This window comes from Heliomicrobium undosum, from assembly GCF_009877425.1.
GTDB lineage: Bacteria > Bacillota > Desulfitobacteriia > Heliobacteriales > Heliobacteriaceae > Heliomicrobium > Heliomicrobium undosum.
This window is the reverse complement of sequence record NZ_WXEY01000021.1, coordinates 41348-58418: the sequence shown is the minus strand read 5'-3', so window position 1 is coordinate 58418 and position 17071 is coordinate 41348. Positions and strand designations below refer to the sequence as shown.

The window sequence follows — 17071 nt, the reverse complement described above, 5'->3', positions numbered from 1 at the left end:
GCGACGCCTTTCGGTAAAGAAGAAGAGGCAGAGGTTCTCGCCGCGCTTTCTTCTGAAGAGTGTGAAGTAGAAGCCGTAGCGATGCCTTTCGCTGAAGAAAAAGAGACAGAGGTTCTTGCCGCGCTTTCTTCTGAAGAGCGTGAAATAGAAGTCGTAGCGATGCCTTTCGCTGAAGAAAAAGAGGCAGAGGCGCTCGCCGCGCTTTCTCTTGAAGTCCCTGAGATAGAAGCAGTCGAGATGCCTTCTTCTGAGGAGCAGGAGGCTGAAGCGATCACGCTGACGGTTTCTGTAGAACTTGAAGAACAAGTGGATTCGCAGCCCGCCGCAGATCTGGAAAAGGAAGCAAGGAATATAAAAGACACGGGCGAGGTAAACGAAACTGACGAGATCGAGATCTGTCTTTCTGATACCGATACCGAAACCGATTTGGGCGTAATCGAAGAATTGAACGTGACCCTGACGGAAGAGATGCTGGAAGCGGGTTTTGAAGAAATTGTTGAGAACTCGCCGGAAGAAGATTGTTTCGATTCGCCGGCAGAAACGCTTTCTTTGACAGAACAGGCGGCTTGTGTCGCAGTCCCGTCACCTGCAGGTCAGCCGGTTCCCGATCTCGGCCGTTTGATGGACGATGCCTTCCGGCACAAAACGCGCGGCGATTTCTGGGGCGCTCTGGAGATCTTCCAACAGGCCACGCGATCCGGGATCAGCATGGAGGACGAGATGTTCATCGTCCTTGAAATGTGCGCCATATACGAACTGATGGACAAACATGACGAAGCCTACCATCAGATCACCAGATACTGGGAAAAGCACCGGGGAGATCTGCCCGCCCCCATCCTGGCGGAGATTGAAAACTACCTGAAAACGTATCGCGCGCCGCGAACGGCGGCTGATAGAAATGTGACAAGGAGGACGGCTGTGTGACCAAGAGCCAGAACATTGTCGGGTTGGCCATCATCAGCATCAACGATGGTCGAGAACTCGGTTTGGTCCGTGACCTGATCATCAATCCTGACCAAGGCGCTGTCGAATACCTGATGGTGGAAAACGAGTCTTGGTATCTCGGAGCGCAGGTTATTCCCTTTGAACGGCTCCAAGGGGTTGGCGAGTATGCCGTTACCATTGAGAGCGAAGAGGCGCTGCAGCGCCTGACCGATTTGCCCGAAGTGCAGGGACTGATCCAACGTCAGGTCAAGGTCAAAGGGACGAAGGTGTTGACCAAGCGGGGTCGACTGATCGGCGTTGTCAACGAGTACTTCGTTGATGTGGCTTCTGGCAAAATCACCGGCTGCCTGCTCCTGCCCTCCCAGGAAACGCTGGGGGCCCGCATCATCCCGGCGGAGAGTGTCGTCACTTTCGGCCGTGACGTATTGATCGTCGTAGAAGACCTGGACGAAGCCAGACTGGAAGAATACGACGGCCATATTGTCGCCAATGCTGTTGCGGCCGTTCGCTCCGTTCCCGGTGTTGACTCGCCTAAAACTCCGGTTGCTGCCCCTGCTTCTGTGCCTGTTTCAGCGGCGCCGGTCCCGGCGTCACCGGCGCCAGCCGCTCCGGTTACGACAATGACCTCTTCCATCACGCAGGCGCCGAAGGTAGTTCCTGAACCGATTCGCCCTTTTAAAGAGCCCTTGGTGGAAAAGGCGCCGGTCCTGCGGGTGATTGAAGACCTTTCCGTCAACCCCCAGCCCTTCGAGGATATCGATCCGGGTTCGCTTCGCCCGCAACGGGAGGACAAGCCCAACGAAGCGGAACCCTTCACCTTCCCGGCGCTGGAGAAAAATGAGGATGCTGAGGCAAAGCCGGAAGGCGGCGACGGGCAGGAACGGGGCCCCTTGTTCGGCCAAATGCAGCATAAGTACTATGTGGGCAAGGTGCTCACTAAGACGATCACCAACAACCTGGGTGAGACGGTCGCCGAAGAGGGTGACCTCGTCACGGAAGAACTGATCGAGAAGGTTCGCCAGTCCGGCAAGTATCTGGAAATGATCATGAACGTCAAAGAGTAACGAAAAACAAGCGGGCGGACGCGCTAGAGAAGGGTGTTCCGCCCGCGTTTTTCTTTGCGAGCAAAAAGGGACGATAATAAAAAATGTCTGCCGGCGCCTCTTGGCGATTGAATCGTGGAAGGGTAGGGGAAGCGAAGGTGTCTGTTGGCTACAGCGAAGTGAGCCTACATATCCATGGCGTCGACTCTTTGAAAGGGAAACGCCGGGTGCTGAAGAGCATCGTCGAGCGGCTGCGGGGGAAGTTCAACATCTCCGTTGCCGAGGTGGATCAGCACGACCTCTGGCAGGCGTCGGTCATCGGATTGGCTGTCGTCAGCAATGACCGCACCCATATCCGCCAGGTTCTTGACGCAGCGGTCCGGCAGATCGAGGGGTCGGGCGAGGTGGATGTTGTCGCTGTCGATACGGAAGTTTTTTGAACAACGGCAAATCGTTGCCCTGATGAAAGATGGAGAACCATGGAGCCGTAGAGAAGCGTGTTCGAAGGAAGTTTCTATTAAAAACCTCAAATAGTCAAAAAACCTCCTTATGGTAGCATTGAGTAAAGCTCTTACTTGTAATAAAATGCAGGAAAAAGGGGGTTTTTCTCATGTTTAAGGAACTTCTCGAAAAAAGCGGTGAAGCGGTTGCGCAGTTGTTGGAACAACATCAACAAGGGGCTGTCGTCAACCATGAAGCCGCCGATGGCGGGGTAACAAAATTTGTTTTGTCACTTCCCCAAACAGCCCAGTTATACCTTGCCGAATCGCTTACCCAAGCCTTGGGAAATCTCGTGACGGAACAGGCCGGAACGGTAAAAGACTTTCTCAGCAAGACCTTCCCGACGATACCGGGCGTCCTGTTGAACCTGGCTGCCCAGGCAATCGTCACCGTCGGTCAAAAAATCGTGGAAGAATCGAAGGGCCAGGGGATCGTCATCACCCTGTATCTATCACCGCTGCAAGCGCCGTCTGTCGCACCGCAATAGGGCCTTAGGTGGCCTTATTCCGATAATTGGGCTTGTCTCGATACGCGGCCCTGGGGCGCCAATCGTATATATGGGAGAAGTCCCTTGGCGAAAAACCCCGCTGCCATCTGGTTTCCGGAGGCGGCGGGGTTGATCTCTTTCGGGATTGAACAAGATCTTTTTTTCTTCCATTGCGTTTTTTTCCGTGATACATTGAGAATAACGATCCTTGAGGGCGCTGTTCCGAACAATCGCTGACAGGTCAGAGGAAAATCACGGCGAAGCCGAAGGGATGAATCGCCATGGAATCCGACCGTGTTGAATCAAAAGGAAGGGAATCGAAGCGCATCGGCGTCATTTCCGATACCCACGGACTCATCCGGCCGGAGTTGTTTCAGGCCTTAGCGGGTGTAGACCTGATCATCCATGCCGGTGACATCGGCAGCGCAGAAACGCTCCGGGAATTGGGCCGCATTGCGCCGGTCATCGCCGTGCGAGGAAACTGCGACCGGGGAGAACTGCAGGAGAAATTGCCGGAAAGGGAGACCGTGCAGATCGGCAATATCCGATTGTATGTCCTCCATAGCATCAACGAACTCGATATCGATCCGGTTGCGCAGGGGTATGGGGCCGTGATTTACGGTCATTCTCATTGTCCTGACGAGACATGGAAAGGGGGTGTCCTCTACCTGAATCCGGGGAGCGCAGGACCCCGCCGTTTCCACCTGCCCGTGACGGCAGCGCGCTTGGAGGTCTGTGGGCAGTCCATATTGGCGAATCATATCCGGTTTTTTGATTGATTTGCGCTAACAAATGAGTAATAAACGAAGAAGGGAACAGCACAATGGAAAAAGCAGAAAAAGCAGCAGCGATTTTTCTTGGAGGATACAACTGCGCCCAGGCTGTGATCGCCGCCTTTGCTGAGGAGTGCGGTGTCGATGAGGAAACTGCGAAAGGGATGGCTGCGGCTTTTGGCGGGGGCATCGCTCGGACGGGAGAGACCTGTGGCGCAGTCACTGGCGCGATGATGGCCATCGGCCTTCTCTACGGACAAAAGAGCGGCGACGACAGCGAGAACAAGGAAAAGACCTATGAGCGGGTCCATGCGTTCTTGGAGCGCTTTCAAGAGCGGAACGGTCTTCTCCGGTGCAAAGAACTGCTGGGCTGCGATGTGAGCACGCCGGAAGGACGGCAGCAGGCGAAGGAGGCTGATTACCACAACACGCGCTGTCCCAAGTTTGTGCGTGATTCAGCGGAGATCTTCGAATCGCTCCTCCAGGAATGGCGGTTGCAAGACCGATAGGTCCCTTTTATACACTCAGACATTGAAACGCTTCCGGTAATGCGGAGGCGTTTTTTATTTTTCGACGAAGATACATCGTGGTCAAAAGCGATTATGGCTATGATTTTTTTCAGAACGTTCCCATTTATAGGACCATAGAATGAAAATGTCCAACCATTTTTCCATTCATGGTTGCATTAATTCCCGTGGGAGTATGGGAATTGAAAGGAAGATGGAAAACAGGGAGGCTGACCTCCGTGAAGATCCGTATGGGCACGCGCAAGGACATCCCCGCCCTGGCCAAATTGATTTCTTCTTTAGCACCTTGGGCCGATTACGGCATCAATGATGAACGGGCCAAGAAAATTCTTTTGAATATGCCGGATAAGATTTATGTGGCTGAAAAAGAGGGGGAGTTGGCCGGCTTTATCACGGTGCGGCGGAATGGGATGGGGGAGTTTGGCGCCTATCTCCGGATGTCTGCCGTAAAGGAATCCTTTCAAAAGCAGGGGAGCGGCAAAGCGTTGTTGGAGCACGCGATCCGTGTCGTGAAGCCTTACGCGCGTAGCGTTTTTTGCGTATGCCATGTGGAGAATAAAGAGGCCTGCGCTTTTGTTGAAGCATTTGGGTTCTCTCAAGTGGGAATCATGCAGGACCTTTATCAAAAAGGGTATGATGAAGTGCTGTACCGGAAACAGCTCAGGTAAGTTGACCGTGCTGTTGACGCCACGCCATGAAGAGTGGCATGAAGGAAAATGGCTCCTAGGCTTCTGATGAAAGCATTGGGGGCCATTTTATATTCCTTTAATACCGCTGGCAGGGATATATTGGGTGGAAAGAGAAAAATCGAGCAAGGATGCGTGGGATGGATAAGAATAGAAGGGCGGTATCTGAAATGACGGCTTATGACGTGGTGGAAACACTGACAGATACACAGATAGAGGAAGCCTATGAACTGTGCAAGCGGGAATGGTGGGGGAAGGAGCGCAAGTTGGACGAATTCAAAAAGGCCGTTCGTCATTCCAGCGTCGTTTTGGCCTTTCGCGACTTGGAGTCTGAGAAAATCATCGCCTTTGCCCGGGTGATCACAGACTTTACCTATAAGGCCATGCTGGTCGACATCGTTGTGGATGAGGGATACAGAGGCAGGGGACTGGGGCGGCAGATGATGGAGCGGATCATCCGCCATCCGGAACTGGAATCGGTACATATCTTTGAACTCTTTTGCGCGCCGGAATTGGTGCAGTTTTATGAGAAGTGGGGGTTTGGTGAGCGGTTGGGGAAGGTGAGGTGTATGCGGAGAAGGGTATTCGCTTAGAAATAAAAATAAGCCCCTTGGGTTTTTACCCAAGGGGCACAAATCCAGATGTGTTCGCTTACGCCTGTTCCCTCGTATAGTTCAACAACCCGCCCGCCTTGATAATCGCCACCTGACGCGGCGTCAGGTCAGGACGGACGAGGAAGGTCTCTCCGGTGGTCACGTTGCGGACCTCCAGCGTTTCGCTGGCGCCCAGCTTAGCGGCCACGTCGGCGATTTCGAGGACGTTGCCTTGGCTGACCTTGGCGATGTCAGCCTCATCGGCGAAGGTGAGGGGCAGGATGCCGAAATTGATCAGGTTGGCCCGGTGGATGCGGGCGAAGGACTGGGTGATGACGGCCTTGATGCCCAGGTACATGGGCGCCAGGGCGGCGTGTTCCCGCGAGGAGCCTTGGCCGTAGTTCTGGCCGCCGACGATGAAGCCCTGGCCGGCCGCTTTGGCCCGCTCGGCGAAGGTGGCGTCGACACCGGCAAAAACGTGCTGGCTGATGGCCGGGATGTTGGAGCGCAGGGGCAGAATCTTCGCGCCGGCCGGCATGATGTGGTCGGTGGTGATGTTGTCGCCCACCTTGAGGATGACGCCGGCCCGGAGGCTCTCGGGCAGGGATTGGTTGATCGGCAGGGGCTTGATGTTCGGTCCGCGCAGGACTTCCACGCCGGCGGGATCGGCGGCCGGTTCGAGGACCATGCGGTCATCGATGAGGAATTGCTCCGGCATGGGCACGTCGATGGCCTCGCCCAGTTCGCGAGGGTCAGTAAGAAGGCCCGTCAGGGCGGCGGCGGCGGCCACTTCGGGGCTAGCCAGGTAGATGGAGGCGTCCTTGGTGCCGCTGCGGCCTTCAAAGTTCCGGTTGAAGGTCCGCACGGAGACGGCGCCCGAGTTGGGCGACTGGCCCATGCCGATGCAGGGGCCGCAGGCCGATTCGAGGATGCGGGCGCCGGCGGCGATCAGATCGCCCAGGGCGCCGTTGCGGGCGAGCATCTCGAAGACCTGGCGGCTGCCGGGGGCGATGCCGAGGCTGACCGTCGGGTGGACCGTCTTGCCTTTGAGGATGCCGGCGACGCGCATCAGGTCGGTGTAGGAGGAGTTGGTGCAGGAGCCGATCAGGACCTGATCGACCTTGATGGGGCCGACTTCGCGGACCGTTTTGACGAGGTCGGGCATATGGGGACAGGCAACGGCCGGTTCGAGGGCCGACAGGTCGATGGTCAGCGTCTCTTCATAGGTGGCGTCGGCGTCGGGGCCGAGTTCGACCCAGGCGTCCTCGCGGCCTTGCGCCTTCAGGAAAGCTTTCGTCACTTCGTCAGAGGGGAAGACAGAGGTGGTGGCGCCCAGTTCGGCGCCCATGTTGGTGATGGTGGCCCGCTCCGGAACAGAGAGGGTGGCCACGCCGGGGCCGCAGTATTCGATGATCCGGCCGACACCGCCCTTGACGGAGAGCAGGCGCAAGACTTCCAGGATGACATCCTTGGCCGAGACCCAGGGGGAGAGCTTGCCCACCAGGTTGACGCCGACCACTTTCGGGCAGGTCAGGTAGAAGGGGCCGCCGCCCATGGCCACAGCCACGTCGAGGCCGCCGGCGCCGATGGCGATCATGCCGATGCCGCCGCCGGTGGGGGTGTGCGAGTCAGAGCCGAGCAGGGTCTTGCCGGGCACGCCGAAGCGCTCCAGATGGACCTGGTGGCAGATGCCGTTGCCGGGGCGGGAGAAGCGGATGCCGTGCTTGGCCGCCACCGTCTGCAAGAAGCGGTGGTCGTCGGCGTTTTCGAAGCCGCTCTGTAAGGTGTTATGGTCGACGTACGAGACGGAGAGTTCGGTTTTGACACGGGGAACGCCCATGGCTTCAAACTGCAGGTAGGCCATGGTGCCGGTGGCGTCTTGGGTCAGGGTCTGGTCGATGCGGATGGCGATCTCTTTGCCGGGAACCAGTTCCCCTTCAATCAGATGGGCTGCGAGGATTTTTTGCACAAGGTTTTTGCCCACGGATTTCCCTCCTCCATAGTGCTCAGTCACTGCTTCTCTGGGTATGCAAGCGACGCGATGAAGTAAATATGAATGACGACGCTGTTGTCGCAGTGTCCGTTACAGTAGGAAAGTATATCATTGGAAAGGCTTGATGGACAAGGCGCTTCGGGCGTGTATCCACTATACATGAAGAGCGCCAAAACTGATGGAGAAGATGGACTTATCCTTGCAAGGGTGCCGTCCCCAAGACACATGAAGGAAGGGCTATACTGGTAGCGCCGGGAGTGATTTTAACAATAAGGTCAGCCTGAAATAGAGGAAAAAGCAACAGAGCCGATATCTCCTCTTCATCTATGCACCCCAGCGGGCAATCGGCGGGCCGATACAAGATATCTTTGTAGTGTGGCACAATACGAGGAAATGGTTGATGACGCTCACGATTTATAGAGTTAACTATCTATTCGTGAGAATATAACAAACAAGGACCCCCCAAACCAATGGCAGGAAGGATTTTTCACAAAACGGGGAGAACTGTTACCTCGTGCCATTCGGCTACTTTTTGCCAATTTACCAAAGCAGATGGAGTGTCGACAACATTGTTTCACATCGTATTGGTAGAACCGGAGATCCCCCCGAACACGGGCAATGTGGCCCGGCTCTGCGCCGGGACCGGCTGCGAACTGCACCTGATCAAACCGCTCGGCTTTTCCATTGACGACAAGCAACTCAAACGGGCCGGACTGGACTACTGGCATCTGGTCAAGGTCCATGTCCATGATAACTGGGCCGCCTTTCTCGGAAAGCACGGGCAGGCCAACCTCTACTTGTTGAGCACCAAAGGGAAAAAGGCCTACCATGAGTTCCACTACCGGCCTGGCGATTTCTTCGTCTTCGGCAAGGAGACGAAGGGGTTGCCGGAAGAGATCCTGAACGAACGGCCCCAACAGGTGGCCCGCATCCCGCTGGTGGCGGACGCCCGCTCGCTGAATCTGTCCAACGCGGTCTCTGTCGTCGTCTTTGAGGGATTGCGCCAAAACGGATTTGCGGGACTGGTGTAAAGGGCGCCTAATCGGGCATGGTCGGCCCATGGCATGATTGGATTGTAAAAACAGAAGTGGTTGACTTAAAATCGGTTCGGGTGCAGCAAAGCGGATTTGGTGCGGCACAGCGACTTCCCGTTGATTCGGGGAACCGGAATGAAGAAAGGGGTATGTGGATGCAAGGCCAGATCAAGCGCATCGGGGTGCTGACCGGCGGCGGCGATTGTCCGGGACTGAATGCGGTCATCCGCGCGGTTGTCAAAACAGCCATTCGGCGCTACGACCTGGAGGTTGTCGGCATCATCGACGGTTTTTACGGACTCGTCAATGACGTGATGGAGCCGCTCACCGAGTCGAGCGTATCAGGCATCCTGCACCGGGGCGGCACCATCTTGGGCACGACCAACCGGGACAACCCCTTTCGCTACGCCGTCGAAAAGGATGGCAAGCTGACTTTTGAAGACCGCTCGGAGCAGTGCATCGCCAACATGAAAAAGCGGGGCATCGACGCCCTGGTCATCATCGGCGGCGACGGCAGCCTGTCCATCGCCCTTGAGTTTCATAAAAAAGGCATCCCCGTTGTGGGTGTGCCCAAGACGATCGACAACGACCTCTCGGCCACCGATGTCACCTTCGGTTTCGATTCGGCCGTCACCACGGCGACCGAGGCCATCGACAAGCTCCATACCACCGCCGAGTCCCACCACCGGATCATGATCCTGGAGGTCATGGGCCGCTATGCCGGCTGGATCGCCCTCTACTCAGGGCTGGCAGGCGGCGCTGATGTGATCCTAATCCCTGAAATCCCCTTCGACCTGGGCAAGGTCTGTGAACACATCCGCGCCCGGGCTGAGCGGGGACGCAAGTTCTCCATCGTCGTCATCGCCGAGGGGGCCAAGGAGATCGGCGGCGAGTTGGTCGTCCAGAAGTTGGTTGCCCAGAGCCACGACCCTGTCCGTCTCGGCGGCATCGGCCACGTGGTGGCCCAGAAATTGGAGATGTGCACCGGCATGGAGACGCGCGTCACCGTCCTCGGTCACGTCCAGCGGGGCGGCTCGCCGACGGCGGAGGACCGCATCCTCAGCACCCGCTATGGTTCGGCTGCCATCGATGCCATCATGAGCGGACAGTTCGGCAAGATGGTAGCCTTGCGGACGCCGAAGATCCTGCCGGTGCCCCTCGAAGAGGCCGTCGGCACAGCCAAGCAGGTGAAAACGGAAGGTCAGATCGTCCAGGCAGCCAAGTCCGTGGGGATCTCCTTTGGCGATTGATCGAGGCAGTAAAACAGGGATGTCTTATTAACAATGGTTTCTTTATGAAACATGATAAAAATGGGTTCTGGAAAACAGCGCAAGCCGGGCTTTTGCCCGGCTCTTGCCTTGCCGCCCCATAGTTCGGCGGTCTTCCGGTGAAACTTTCATAAGGACGAAAGTCAACCGAACGAGACACGAACGAGACGACGAAACGGAAATCTTAGATGCCGATGGAGGTTATCGCCCATGCATTCTCCCGCGTCTATCCCCGCCGCTCCTTTTGCGATCATCGGCGGTTCTAGCACCAATTCGCTCGGCTTCCCGGAAGCCCTCAATGTGCCAGGCCTTACGGTTCTGGAGACATACCCGGGGTGGGAGACGCCCTTCGGCCCTAGCCCCGCCTTTGTCTACTTTGAATTAAAGGGGCGGCGCGCCCTCACCTGTGTCATGCACGGATGGAGGCCTGGGGTAAAGCGGGCCGACGCCTCGCGGCAGATCTTCTGGGTCTTCCAGCAGGCCGGCGTCAAACAGATCCTCTCCGAGGGCGGCGTCGGGGCGATCAATGAACTGCTGCGCCCGCGTGACCTCGTCATCCCCCATGATTACATCGACTTTTCCATGCGCAAGGATGTCGATCTGGGGACGCCGACCCTCTGCATCATGCGCCAACCCTTTTGCCCGATCCTGCGCCGCGCTTTCATCGACGCTTCCGAGGCGCTGCCCGGCAAAGGACGCGTCTTTGACCGTTCCAACTATGTTGTCACCGACGGCCGCCATTTCGAGAGCCCGGCCGAGGTGCGCTTTTTTCGCATTGCCGGCGGTGATGTGATCGGCCAGAGTGTGGCGCCGGAGGTCTACCTGGCTCGAGAGATCGGCGCCTGCTACGCCCGTCTCGAACTGGTGGTCAACTACGCCGAAGGGGTGATCACCGACTGGTCCCACCAGGAATTGAAGGACATCTTTTATGAGGAGTCGGAGCCTGCCGCGCGTCGTTTGCTCATGGCGCTCGAGTCCTTGCCGGATAAACAAGGCGATGCGCATCCGGGGTGCGAGTGCGCCACCCTTCGCAAGACGACCTTGCTTCGCGATCGGAACGACGAGTAACATCGACTTGATCGCTGGCCACCATGAGCAATAGCCGCTGGATTCCAGTGGAAACCAGCGGCTGCATGGTCAGTCCGAACTGATTGGATTAATATGGTTTTTGAATGGGCTTTCATTGAAAGTTGTCGTCCCTGCCCTCGATTAGTTGACCGCCCGCCAGAAACGGAGGCCCATCCCGTCGTCTGTCTTCTGTTTTTCAATGGCGATCATATAGTCGCCGTTGCGGAACTTGTAGTCCATGGCACCGTAATAGACGGTGGCGTCGCCGCCCGGTTCCACGTAAGGCGCCTGGCGGGTGTGCCGGTGGCGTTCGATGACTTTCAGGCCGCTTTGTTCATCGGCATGGACGACAGCCTGGTGGACGATGGTAGAAGAGAAACAGACGCCGCCGCCCATTTCGGTGATGTATCGAGTGCCGACGAGGACCTTACCGGGTCCGAAGCCGTTGTGAGCCTCACGGGGGCCCACGGCCTTATTGAAAGAAAAGACTTCACGGGGTTGCAGCACCAGCCCGTCGATGTGGTCAAGGGCCACGGAGGCGTTTTGCCCGCCGGCTACGCTGACATGGGCCATGGAAAGCAGGACATCGGAGGCGAGGCGCCAGGAGGGGACGGCTACTTCGGTGTCCGTTGCTGCGGTCAGGGCATCGGTGATCATGTTGACGGCGCCCTCGCGGAGCCGGATGTGACTGGGGAGCGAATCGGCAAAGCGAACGGCGGCAACGCGGGCCTCTTTGGGATCCTTGGAGGGTATGTAGGTCCAGTTGTTGACATCTACGGCGGCGATTTCTTTATTGGGGAGGAAGGCGAACGTCTCTTCTCCGATATACAGGGTGATGGTTCCACCCGATAAAACAGGAGCGACAGGGGTGGTGTCGGTCGTCCCCGGGGTATTGGGGTTATCTGGGGTAGCGGGATTAGCTGGGTTGGCCGGTTTAGCTGGGATAGCTGGGTCGGCCGAATTAGCCGGGACCGGGTCAACTGAGGTAGCAGGGCTAGTGGGGACAGCGGGAGCAACCGGATCAACTGTGCTCGGCGCCGTAGGTGTGGACGGAATGACCCTGGACGGTGTTGATGTAGATGGCGTTGTCAATCCCGCGCCCGAGGAGGCAGCGGTCAACGGGGTTTTCCCCGGAGGGGTTGTCGCAGTCGAAGTCGGGTTAGACGGTGTCAAGACGGAAGGCGTAGACGTAGTCGTCGCGCCAGGCAAAACCGCTGCCAGCGCCGCCGGCGGCGGCATCGACGCGGGCGCTTTGCGCAATGGCAGCGCTTCCGCCTCACTGCAGGCGAAGACCTGAACGAGGGCGAAGACCAACAGGCAGGATCGGACCGAACGTTTCAAAGAACCACCTCCGCCAATAATGGGTCAACCGAAGAAGACCAAAAAGAAAAAATGGAAAAAATATCCTACTATACCTATTTATTCAAATTAAACTGAAAATAGAAGGGCTAGTTCCCAAAAGAATAGAAGGGCGAAAACAAAAAAAGAGCCGGGCCTTTATCCCGACTCATAAGTCTCCTTGTCCGCGTGAAGCGGACAGATGATGATGCTCATCCTTATTAACGCGATTAGCGTTATGAGCGAATGCTTTTGTTTTTACCGTTTTTCCAGTTCGAAGTTGACCTTGTTCCCGTCACTGGTGACCACAACAGTGCCGTTTTTATCTGCCCGGAAGACCTCCACGCTGGCTTTGGCCAGTTTGTCGAGGGTTTTTTTGTGGGGATGGCCGTAGTCGTTGCCGTCGCCCACCGGAATGAAGGCGTATTTCGGCGATACCGCCTTCAGGAAGGGGCTTGTGGTGGAACTGGTGCTGCCGTGGTGCCCCACCTTCAGCACATCTGCTTTCAGATCATATCCCTGGGCCAGCATTTCACCTTCCGATTTTGCCTCGGCGTCGCCGGTCAGCAGGAAGGAGGTCTTGCCGTAGTTGACCTTGAGGACAGCGCTGTAATCGTTCATCTCTTCATAACCGGTCCCGTTCGGCGCGAGGAAGACGCCGTCCATATCGGGCACATCCAGTTTCACGCCGCCTTTCGCTTCCACCCGTTTGGCGCCGCTCGCCTTTACGGCGTTTAAAAAATACTCAAAGGTTTTCGTGGTTGTCGTCGCCTTGGGCATGTACACCTGGCCGACAGGGTAGCTTTTGAGGACTTTATCAAGTCCCCCGATGTGATCCTCATGGGGGTGGGTGGCCACGACGGCGGCCAGTTCTTTGACCCCTTGGCGCTTCAGGTAATCGACAACCAGCCGGCCGTCATCTACATTGCCGCCGTCAACAAGGACGAAACGCCCGCCGGGGGATTGGAGCAGGATGGAATCCGCCTGTCCCACATCAATGAAATGAACGCGCAATACGTCCTGGGCAGCCCTTTGGGGTGAGGCTGCCTGTGTCGTCGTTGTGGATGGCGATCCTCCCGAGCCGGGAGCTTTTGCGCTAGGCGACGGTTTGGAGCAGCCCGTCAGCGCCAAGGCGAGGACCAGCAGGCACAGAAAAAGCGGTTTCAACCAGCGATTGCGCAACAGAAGGCCTCCTTCTTTTTCATGGAATCTTAATGTCGATCCGACAACGATGATGTATTCCACGGGGACAAGCCATTCCCTCCATCGGAGTGGAAGATAAATAGAAGCTTGGTCGAGGCAAGCTGCCCGACCGGTAGTGGGTGATAACATAGTCAGTAAATTTTCTGTTACCTTTCATTTTTTCAATTGACGGCAACCGCTGTCACGGGTACAATAAACTCCAAGCGCTTGCCCATTATGGAGCCGGCCGAAAATTGAAGACACTCATCCAGAGAGGTGGAGGGAAAGGGCCCGATGAAACCCGGCAACCCGTCGCAAACAGTGGGAACTGATGCGACATGGTGCCAATTCCTTCAGGACGGACTCGTCCTGGCAGATGAGGCGGATAGAAGTATACCCCCTGCGTCTGCGCAGGGGGTTTTTGCATCCCGCCCGTACCCCCTTGAAGGGTGTTATAACGTTATGAAAGACGAGAAGGGAGCACAGCCATGACAGAGAAAAAATGGCGCTTTGACACGATCGCCCTGCACGAAGGCCATGTGCCCGACCAGGACACCCTTTCCCGGGCGGTTCCGATCTATCAGACCACTTCCTATGTGTTTCGTGATGTGGAGCATGCCGCCAACCTCTTTGCCCTGAAAGAGCCCGGTCACATCTACACCCGCATCGACAACCCGACGACTGACGTGCTGGAAAAACGGCTTGCCGCCCTCGATGGCGGCGTCGGCGCATTGGCCCTCTCCTCGGGCCAGTCGGCCATCACCCTGTCCATCCTGAACATATGCTCTGCCGGTGACGAGATCGTCGCTGCCACCAGCCTCTACGGCGGCACCTACAACCTCTTCACCCATACGCTGCCTCGTCTCGGTGTCAAGATCCGCTTTGTCGATCCCTCGAACACCGACAATTTTCGGGCTGCCATCAACGAAAAGACGAAGGCCATCTACGGCGAGATCATCGGCAACCCCAAGTGTGACGTGCTCGACATCGAGGCTGTCGCCGCTGTGGCCCATGAAGCCGGCATCCCCCTAATCGTTGACAACACCTTCGGCACGCCCGCCCTCTGCCGGCCCATTGACTTCGGCGCCGACATCGTCGTCTACTCGGCCACCAAGTTCATCGGCGGTCACGGCACCTCCATCGGCGGTGTCATCGTCGATTCGGGCAAGTTTGACTGGGCTCAGAACGACAAGTTCCCCGGGTTCATCAACCCCGACCCGAGCTACCACGGCGTCGTCTACGCCAAGGACATCGGCCCGGCGGCCTTCGTCGTCAAAGCGCGTCTGCAACTCCTGCGCGATATGGGCAACTGTATCAGCCCTTTCAACTCCTTCTTGTTGCTCCACGGTGTGGAGACCCTCTCCCTGCGGATGGATCGCCATGTGAGCAACACTCGCCACATCGTCGACTTCCTGCGGAACCACCCGCTGGTCAGTTGGGTTTCCTACCCCGAGTGCAGCGACCACGCCTCCTGCGATCTGGCGAAAAAATACCTGCCCAAGGGCGCCGGCGCCATCCTCACCTTCGGCATCAAAGGCGGCGTCGAAGGGGGGCGTCGTTTCATCGACAGCCTGCAGATCTTCTCCCACCTGGCCAACGTGGGCGACGCCAAGTCCCTCGTCATCCACCCGGCGTCGACGACCCACAGCCAACTCTCCGAGGAGGCTTTGCGCGCCGCCGGCGTCAGCCCCGATCTGGTGCGCCTCTCCATCGGTCTGGAAGACCCGGACGATTTGATAGAAGACCTTGATCAGGCGCTGCGGGCCGCCGAAGGCCGGGCGTAAGAAGGCGGGATCCGAATGAGCACTGGGGCCGTTGCCAACTGGGGGTTGATGGGAAGCCGCGAACGGATCGTCCAACCCCAAACGTTTACCTTCGCCGAGGGGTCCGACGCCTTTGTGCTGGAATCGGGCAGCCGGCTCGGCCCCATCACGGTGGCCTATGAGACCTATGGCGTCCTGAACCGGGAACGCTCCAACGCCATCCTGATCGCCCACGCATTGACGGGGGATCATCACGCCGCCGGCAAGAACCACCCGGCCGAAAAGGCGCCGGGCTGGTGGGACGACCTGATCGGCCCGGGCAAGCCCTTTGACACGAACCGCTTTTTCATCATCTGTTCCAACGTCCTCGGCGGCTGCCGGGGAACGACGGGGCCGGCCAGCATCAACCCGGAGACGGGACGTCCCTATGGGATGGACTTTCCTGTCTACACCATCCGCGACATGGTGCGGGTGCAGAAGGCGCTCATCGATCACCTGGGCATCGAACGGCTGTTGCTCGTGGCTGGCGGTTCCATGGGCGGCATGCAGGTCCTCGAATGGGGCGTCACCTACCCGGACATGATGGACGGCCTGCTGCCCATCGCCACGGCCGGCCGCATGACGGCCATGGGCATCGCCTTCAACGAGATCATGCGCCGCACGATCATGCTCGATCCCGCCTGGAACGGCGGTGACTACGCGCCCGGAAAAGGGCCGGCCCAGGGCCTCGCCATCGCCCGGATGCTCGGCATGGTCACCTACCGCAGCGACGAACTCTTCACCGCCCGGTTCGGACGACGGATGACGAACAACCAGCCGAAGGCATACTTTGATTTTGACAACCGCTTCGAGATCGAGAGCTACCTGCACTACCAGGGCGACAAACTGGTCCAACGTTTTGACGCCAACACCTACATGTACCTCTGCAAGGCCATGGACTTGCTTGATGTAGGCCGCGGCCGCGGCGGCTACGAGAAGGCACTCGCCTCCATCGCCGCCCGGACGCTTTTCATCGGCGTTGATTCCGACTGGATCTACCCGCCCGTCTATATGATCGAGATGGCCGAGATCATGAAAAAAGCCGGCTGTGACGCCGGCTACTGGGAACTGAAAAGCCCCCACGGTCACGACGCCTTCTTGGTCGAGTTTGAACGGATGCGCCCCGTTGTGGCGTCCTTTGTCAATGGGATCGCCGATATGAGGCAGGTGTAGCGGAGGCGGGTCTCAACGGGCGGCATGAAATGCGGTTCGCTTATTCAGATATTCAGGGCGTTATGCCGGCGCAATCCAAGGGGAGCCCCGTCGATAGAAACCAAACCATGCAGCAATCGAAGCAGAACATCAGCAAGAAGGGGCGCCGGGGCGCCCCTTTTCCTATGGGAAGGGAGGAAACGGTCATGAAAGTGAACACCCTGCTCCCGCTCTTCAACATGGTCTTTTTTTTCGCCTGGGGCTTCGCTCTTAAAAAGGGACAGACGGTGGAATGGCTGGCCGGTTACGATGAGGCGAAGGACAAGGAGGGCCTCGTCCGTTGGGTGGCAAACCAATTTATCGCTATCGGCGCCGTTTCGCTGCTGCTGATCCTGGCAGGGCCGGTGATTCCCGAACGTTTTGCCTATGTCTATTTCTTCGGGTATCTCCTGGTGCTGGCGCTCTGGTTGAGCCGTGTTTCTGATGTTGCGCGGAAGTATTAGTGGGGGAACGTTGCACATCAATTGAATAAAACATAAAAAACATTTGAACATGCGAAGGATTTTTCTGCCTCATTCGCGAATAGGAAGACCGTTTCAGACCAGGATTCCCTGCGGAACCCTGGCTTTTTCTACACCCTTTTCGGGAGTAAGTGGAACGGATCGCGAATCGAGGAGTG

The 17071-nt window shown here is 57.4% G+C and carries 17 protein-coding genes and 1 riboswitch; of the genes, 14 read left to right on the top strand and 3 right to left on the bottom strand.

Annotated elements, in window-relative coordinates; all coding sequences use genetic code 11:
* The 8 genes from GTO91_RS14540 to GTO91_RS14505 all read left to right on the top strand — a co-directional run.
* Positions 1–924, top strand: a 924-nt coding sequence (locus tag GTO91_RS14540; RefSeq protein ID WP_207709036.1) for a hypothetical protein, incomplete at its 5' end; no start/stop codon positions are given.
* Positions 921–2009, top strand: a complete 1089-nt coding sequence (locus GTO91_RS14535) for a PRC-barrel domain-containing protein (RefSeq protein ID WP_161259457.1) — start codon at positions 921–923, stop codon at positions 2007–2009. The genes GTO91_RS14540 and GTO91_RS14535, both read left to right, overlap by 4 nt.
* Before the next feature lie 137 nt (positions 2010–2146).
* On the top strand, positions 2147–2428 hold the full coding sequence (locus GTO91_RS14530) for a DUF503 domain-containing protein (RefSeq protein ID WP_161259456.1): 282 nt from the start codon (positions 2147–2149) through the stop codon (positions 2426–2428).
* A 170-nt stretch (positions 2429–2598) separates the two neighbouring features.
* Positions 2599–2976 carry a hypothetical protein gene (locus GTO91_RS14525; RefSeq protein WP_161259455.1) on the top strand — a complete coding sequence of 126 codons (378 nt, stop codon included), beginning with the start codon at positions 2599–2601 and terminating at the stop codon, positions 2974–2976.
* Positions 2977–3257: 281 nt separating this feature from the next.
* Positions 3258–3755, top strand: coding sequence for a metallophosphoesterase family protein (locus GTO91_RS14520; RefSeq protein ID WP_161259454.1), 498 nt, complete (start codon positions 3258–3260; stop codon positions 3753–3755).
* Between the two features lie 44 nt (positions 3756–3799).
* Positions 3800–4258: a C-GCAxxG-C-C family protein gene (locus GTO91_RS14515; protein WP_161259453.1), complete on the top strand. Its 459-nt coding sequence runs from the start codon at positions 3800–3802 to the stop codon at positions 4256–4258.
* Between the two features lie 236 nt (positions 4259–4494).
* The gene (locus tag GTO91_RS14510; RefSeq protein WP_161259452.1) at positions 4495–4944 is read left to right on the top strand and encodes a GNAT family N-acetyltransferase; all 450 of its coding nucleotides are present in this window, start codon (positions 4495–4497) and stop codon (positions 4942–4944) included.
* 188 nt (positions 4945–5132) lie between these two features.
* Entirely contained in the window at positions 5133–5555 is a 423-nt protein-coding gene (locus tag GTO91_RS14505) for a GNAT family N-acetyltransferase (RefSeq protein ID WP_161259451.1), read from the top strand.
* A 58-nt stretch (positions 5556–5613) separates the two neighbouring features.
* Here the strand turns inward: GTO91_RS14505 and GTO91_RS14500 are convergent, their stop codons facing one another.
* Positions 5614–7539 (bottom strand): aconitate hydratase, encoded by a 1926-nt coding sequence (locus tag GTO91_RS14500; RefSeq protein ID WP_161259450.1) that lies wholly within the window; start codon positions 7537–7539, stop codon positions 5614–5616.
* A 578-nt stretch (positions 7540–8117) separates the two neighbouring features.
* On the opposite strand from GTO91_RS14500, the gene trmL reads away from it, so the two are divergent.
* The 3 genes from trmL (at position 8118) to GTO91_RS14485 (ending at position 10918) form a co-directional block, all read left to right on the top strand.
* On the top strand, positions 8118–8579 hold the full coding sequence (gene trmL, locus GTO91_RS14495) for a tRNA (uridine(34)/cytosine(34)/5-carboxymethylaminomethyluridine(34)-2'-O)-methyltransferase TrmL (RefSeq protein WP_161259449.1): 462 nt from the start codon (positions 8118–8120) through the stop codon (positions 8577–8579).
* A 152-nt stretch (positions 8580–8731) separates the two neighbouring features.
* Positions 8732–9832 (top strand): 6-phosphofructokinase, encoded by a 1101-nt coding sequence (locus tag GTO91_RS14490; protein WP_161259448.1) that lies wholly within the window; start codon positions 8732–8734, stop codon positions 9830–9832.
* A gap of 228 nt (positions 9833–10060) precedes the next feature.
* On the top strand, positions 10061–10918 hold the full coding sequence (locus GTO91_RS14485; RefSeq protein WP_161259447.1) for an MTAP family purine nucleoside phosphorylase: 858 nt from the start codon (positions 10061–10063) through the stop codon (positions 10916–10918).
* A gap of 141 nt (positions 10919–11059) precedes the next feature.
* Here GTO91_RS14485 and GTO91_RS14480 read toward each other — a convergent pair whose 3' ends face one another.
* Both GTO91_RS14480 and GTO91_RS14475 read right to left on the bottom strand, forming a co-directional pair.
* Positions 11060–12259 carry a VanW family protein gene (locus GTO91_RS14480; protein ID WP_161259446.1) on the bottom strand — a complete coding sequence of 400 codons (1200 nt, stop codon included), beginning with the start codon at positions 12257–12259 and terminating at the stop codon, positions 11060–11062.
* A gap of 255 nt (positions 12260–12514) precedes the next feature.
* A complete protein-coding gene (locus GTO91_RS14475; RefSeq protein ID WP_161259460.1) occupies positions 12515–13423 on the bottom strand; it encodes a ComEC/Rec2 family competence protein in 909 nt (302 codons plus the stop codon).
* 276 nt (positions 13424–13699) lie between these two features.
* Positions 13700–13821: riboswitch (SAM riboswitch) on the top strand.
* 105 nt (positions 13822–13926) lie between these two features.
* Here GTO91_RS14475 and GTO91_RS14470 point away from each other — a divergent pair.
* The 3 genes from GTO91_RS14470 to GTO91_RS14460 all read left to right on the top strand — a co-directional run bounded on the left by GTO91_RS14470 (position 13927) and on the right by GTO91_RS14460 (position 16895).
* Complete coding sequence (locus GTO91_RS14470; RefSeq protein WP_161259445.1) at positions 13927–15222, top strand: homocysteine synthase; 1296 nt, start codon at positions 13927–13929, stop codon at positions 15220–15222.
* 15 nt (positions 15223–15237) lie between these two features.
* On the top strand, positions 15238–16413 hold the full coding sequence (gene metX, locus GTO91_RS14465) for a homoserine O-acetyltransferase MetX (RefSeq protein WP_161259444.1): 1176 nt from the start codon (positions 15238–15240) through the stop codon (positions 16411–16413).
* A gap of 185 nt (positions 16414–16598) precedes the next feature.
* Positions 16599–16895: a DUF3784 domain-containing protein gene (locus GTO91_RS14460; RefSeq protein ID WP_161259443.1), complete on the top strand. Its 297-nt coding sequence runs from the start codon at positions 16599–16601 to the stop codon at positions 16893–16895.
* Positions 16896–17071 lie beyond the last annotated feature (176 nt).

Coding starts and splice junctions, on each gene's coding strand:
- GTO91_RS14505 (WP_161259451.1), top strand. CDS start 5,133: ATGACGGCTTATGACGTGGTGGAAACACTGACAGATACACAGATAGAG.
- GTO91_RS14490 (WP_161259448.1), top strand. CDS start 8,732: ATGTGGATGCAAGGCCAGATCAAGCGCATCGGGGTGCTGACCGGCGGC.
- metX (WP_161259444.1), top strand. CDS start 15,238: ATGAGCACTGGGGCCGTTGCCAACTGGGGGTTGATGGGAAGCCGCGAA.
- GTO91_RS14460 (WP_161259443.1), top strand. CDS start 16,599: ATGAAAGTGAACACCCTGCTCCCGCTCTTCAACATGGTCTTTTTTTTC.
- GTO91_RS14470 (WP_161259445.1), top strand. CDS start 13,927: ATGACAGAGAAAAAATGGCGCTTTGACACGATCGCCCTGCACGAAGGC.
- GTO91_RS14520 (WP_161259454.1), top strand. CDS start 3,258: ATGGAATCCGACCGTGTTGAATCAAAAGGAAGGGAATCGAAGCGCATC.
- GTO91_RS14515 (WP_161259453.1), top strand. CDS start 3,800: ATGGAAAAAGCAGAAAAAGCAGCAGCGATTTTTCTTGGAGGATACAAC.
- GTO91_RS14485 (WP_161259447.1), top strand. CDS start 10,061: ATGCATTCTCCCGCGTCTATCCCCGCCGCTCCTTTTGCGATCATCGGC.
- GTO91_RS14525 (WP_161259455.1), top strand. CDS start 2,599: ATGTTTAAGGAACTTCTCGAAAAAAGCGGTGAAGCGGTTGCGCAGTTG.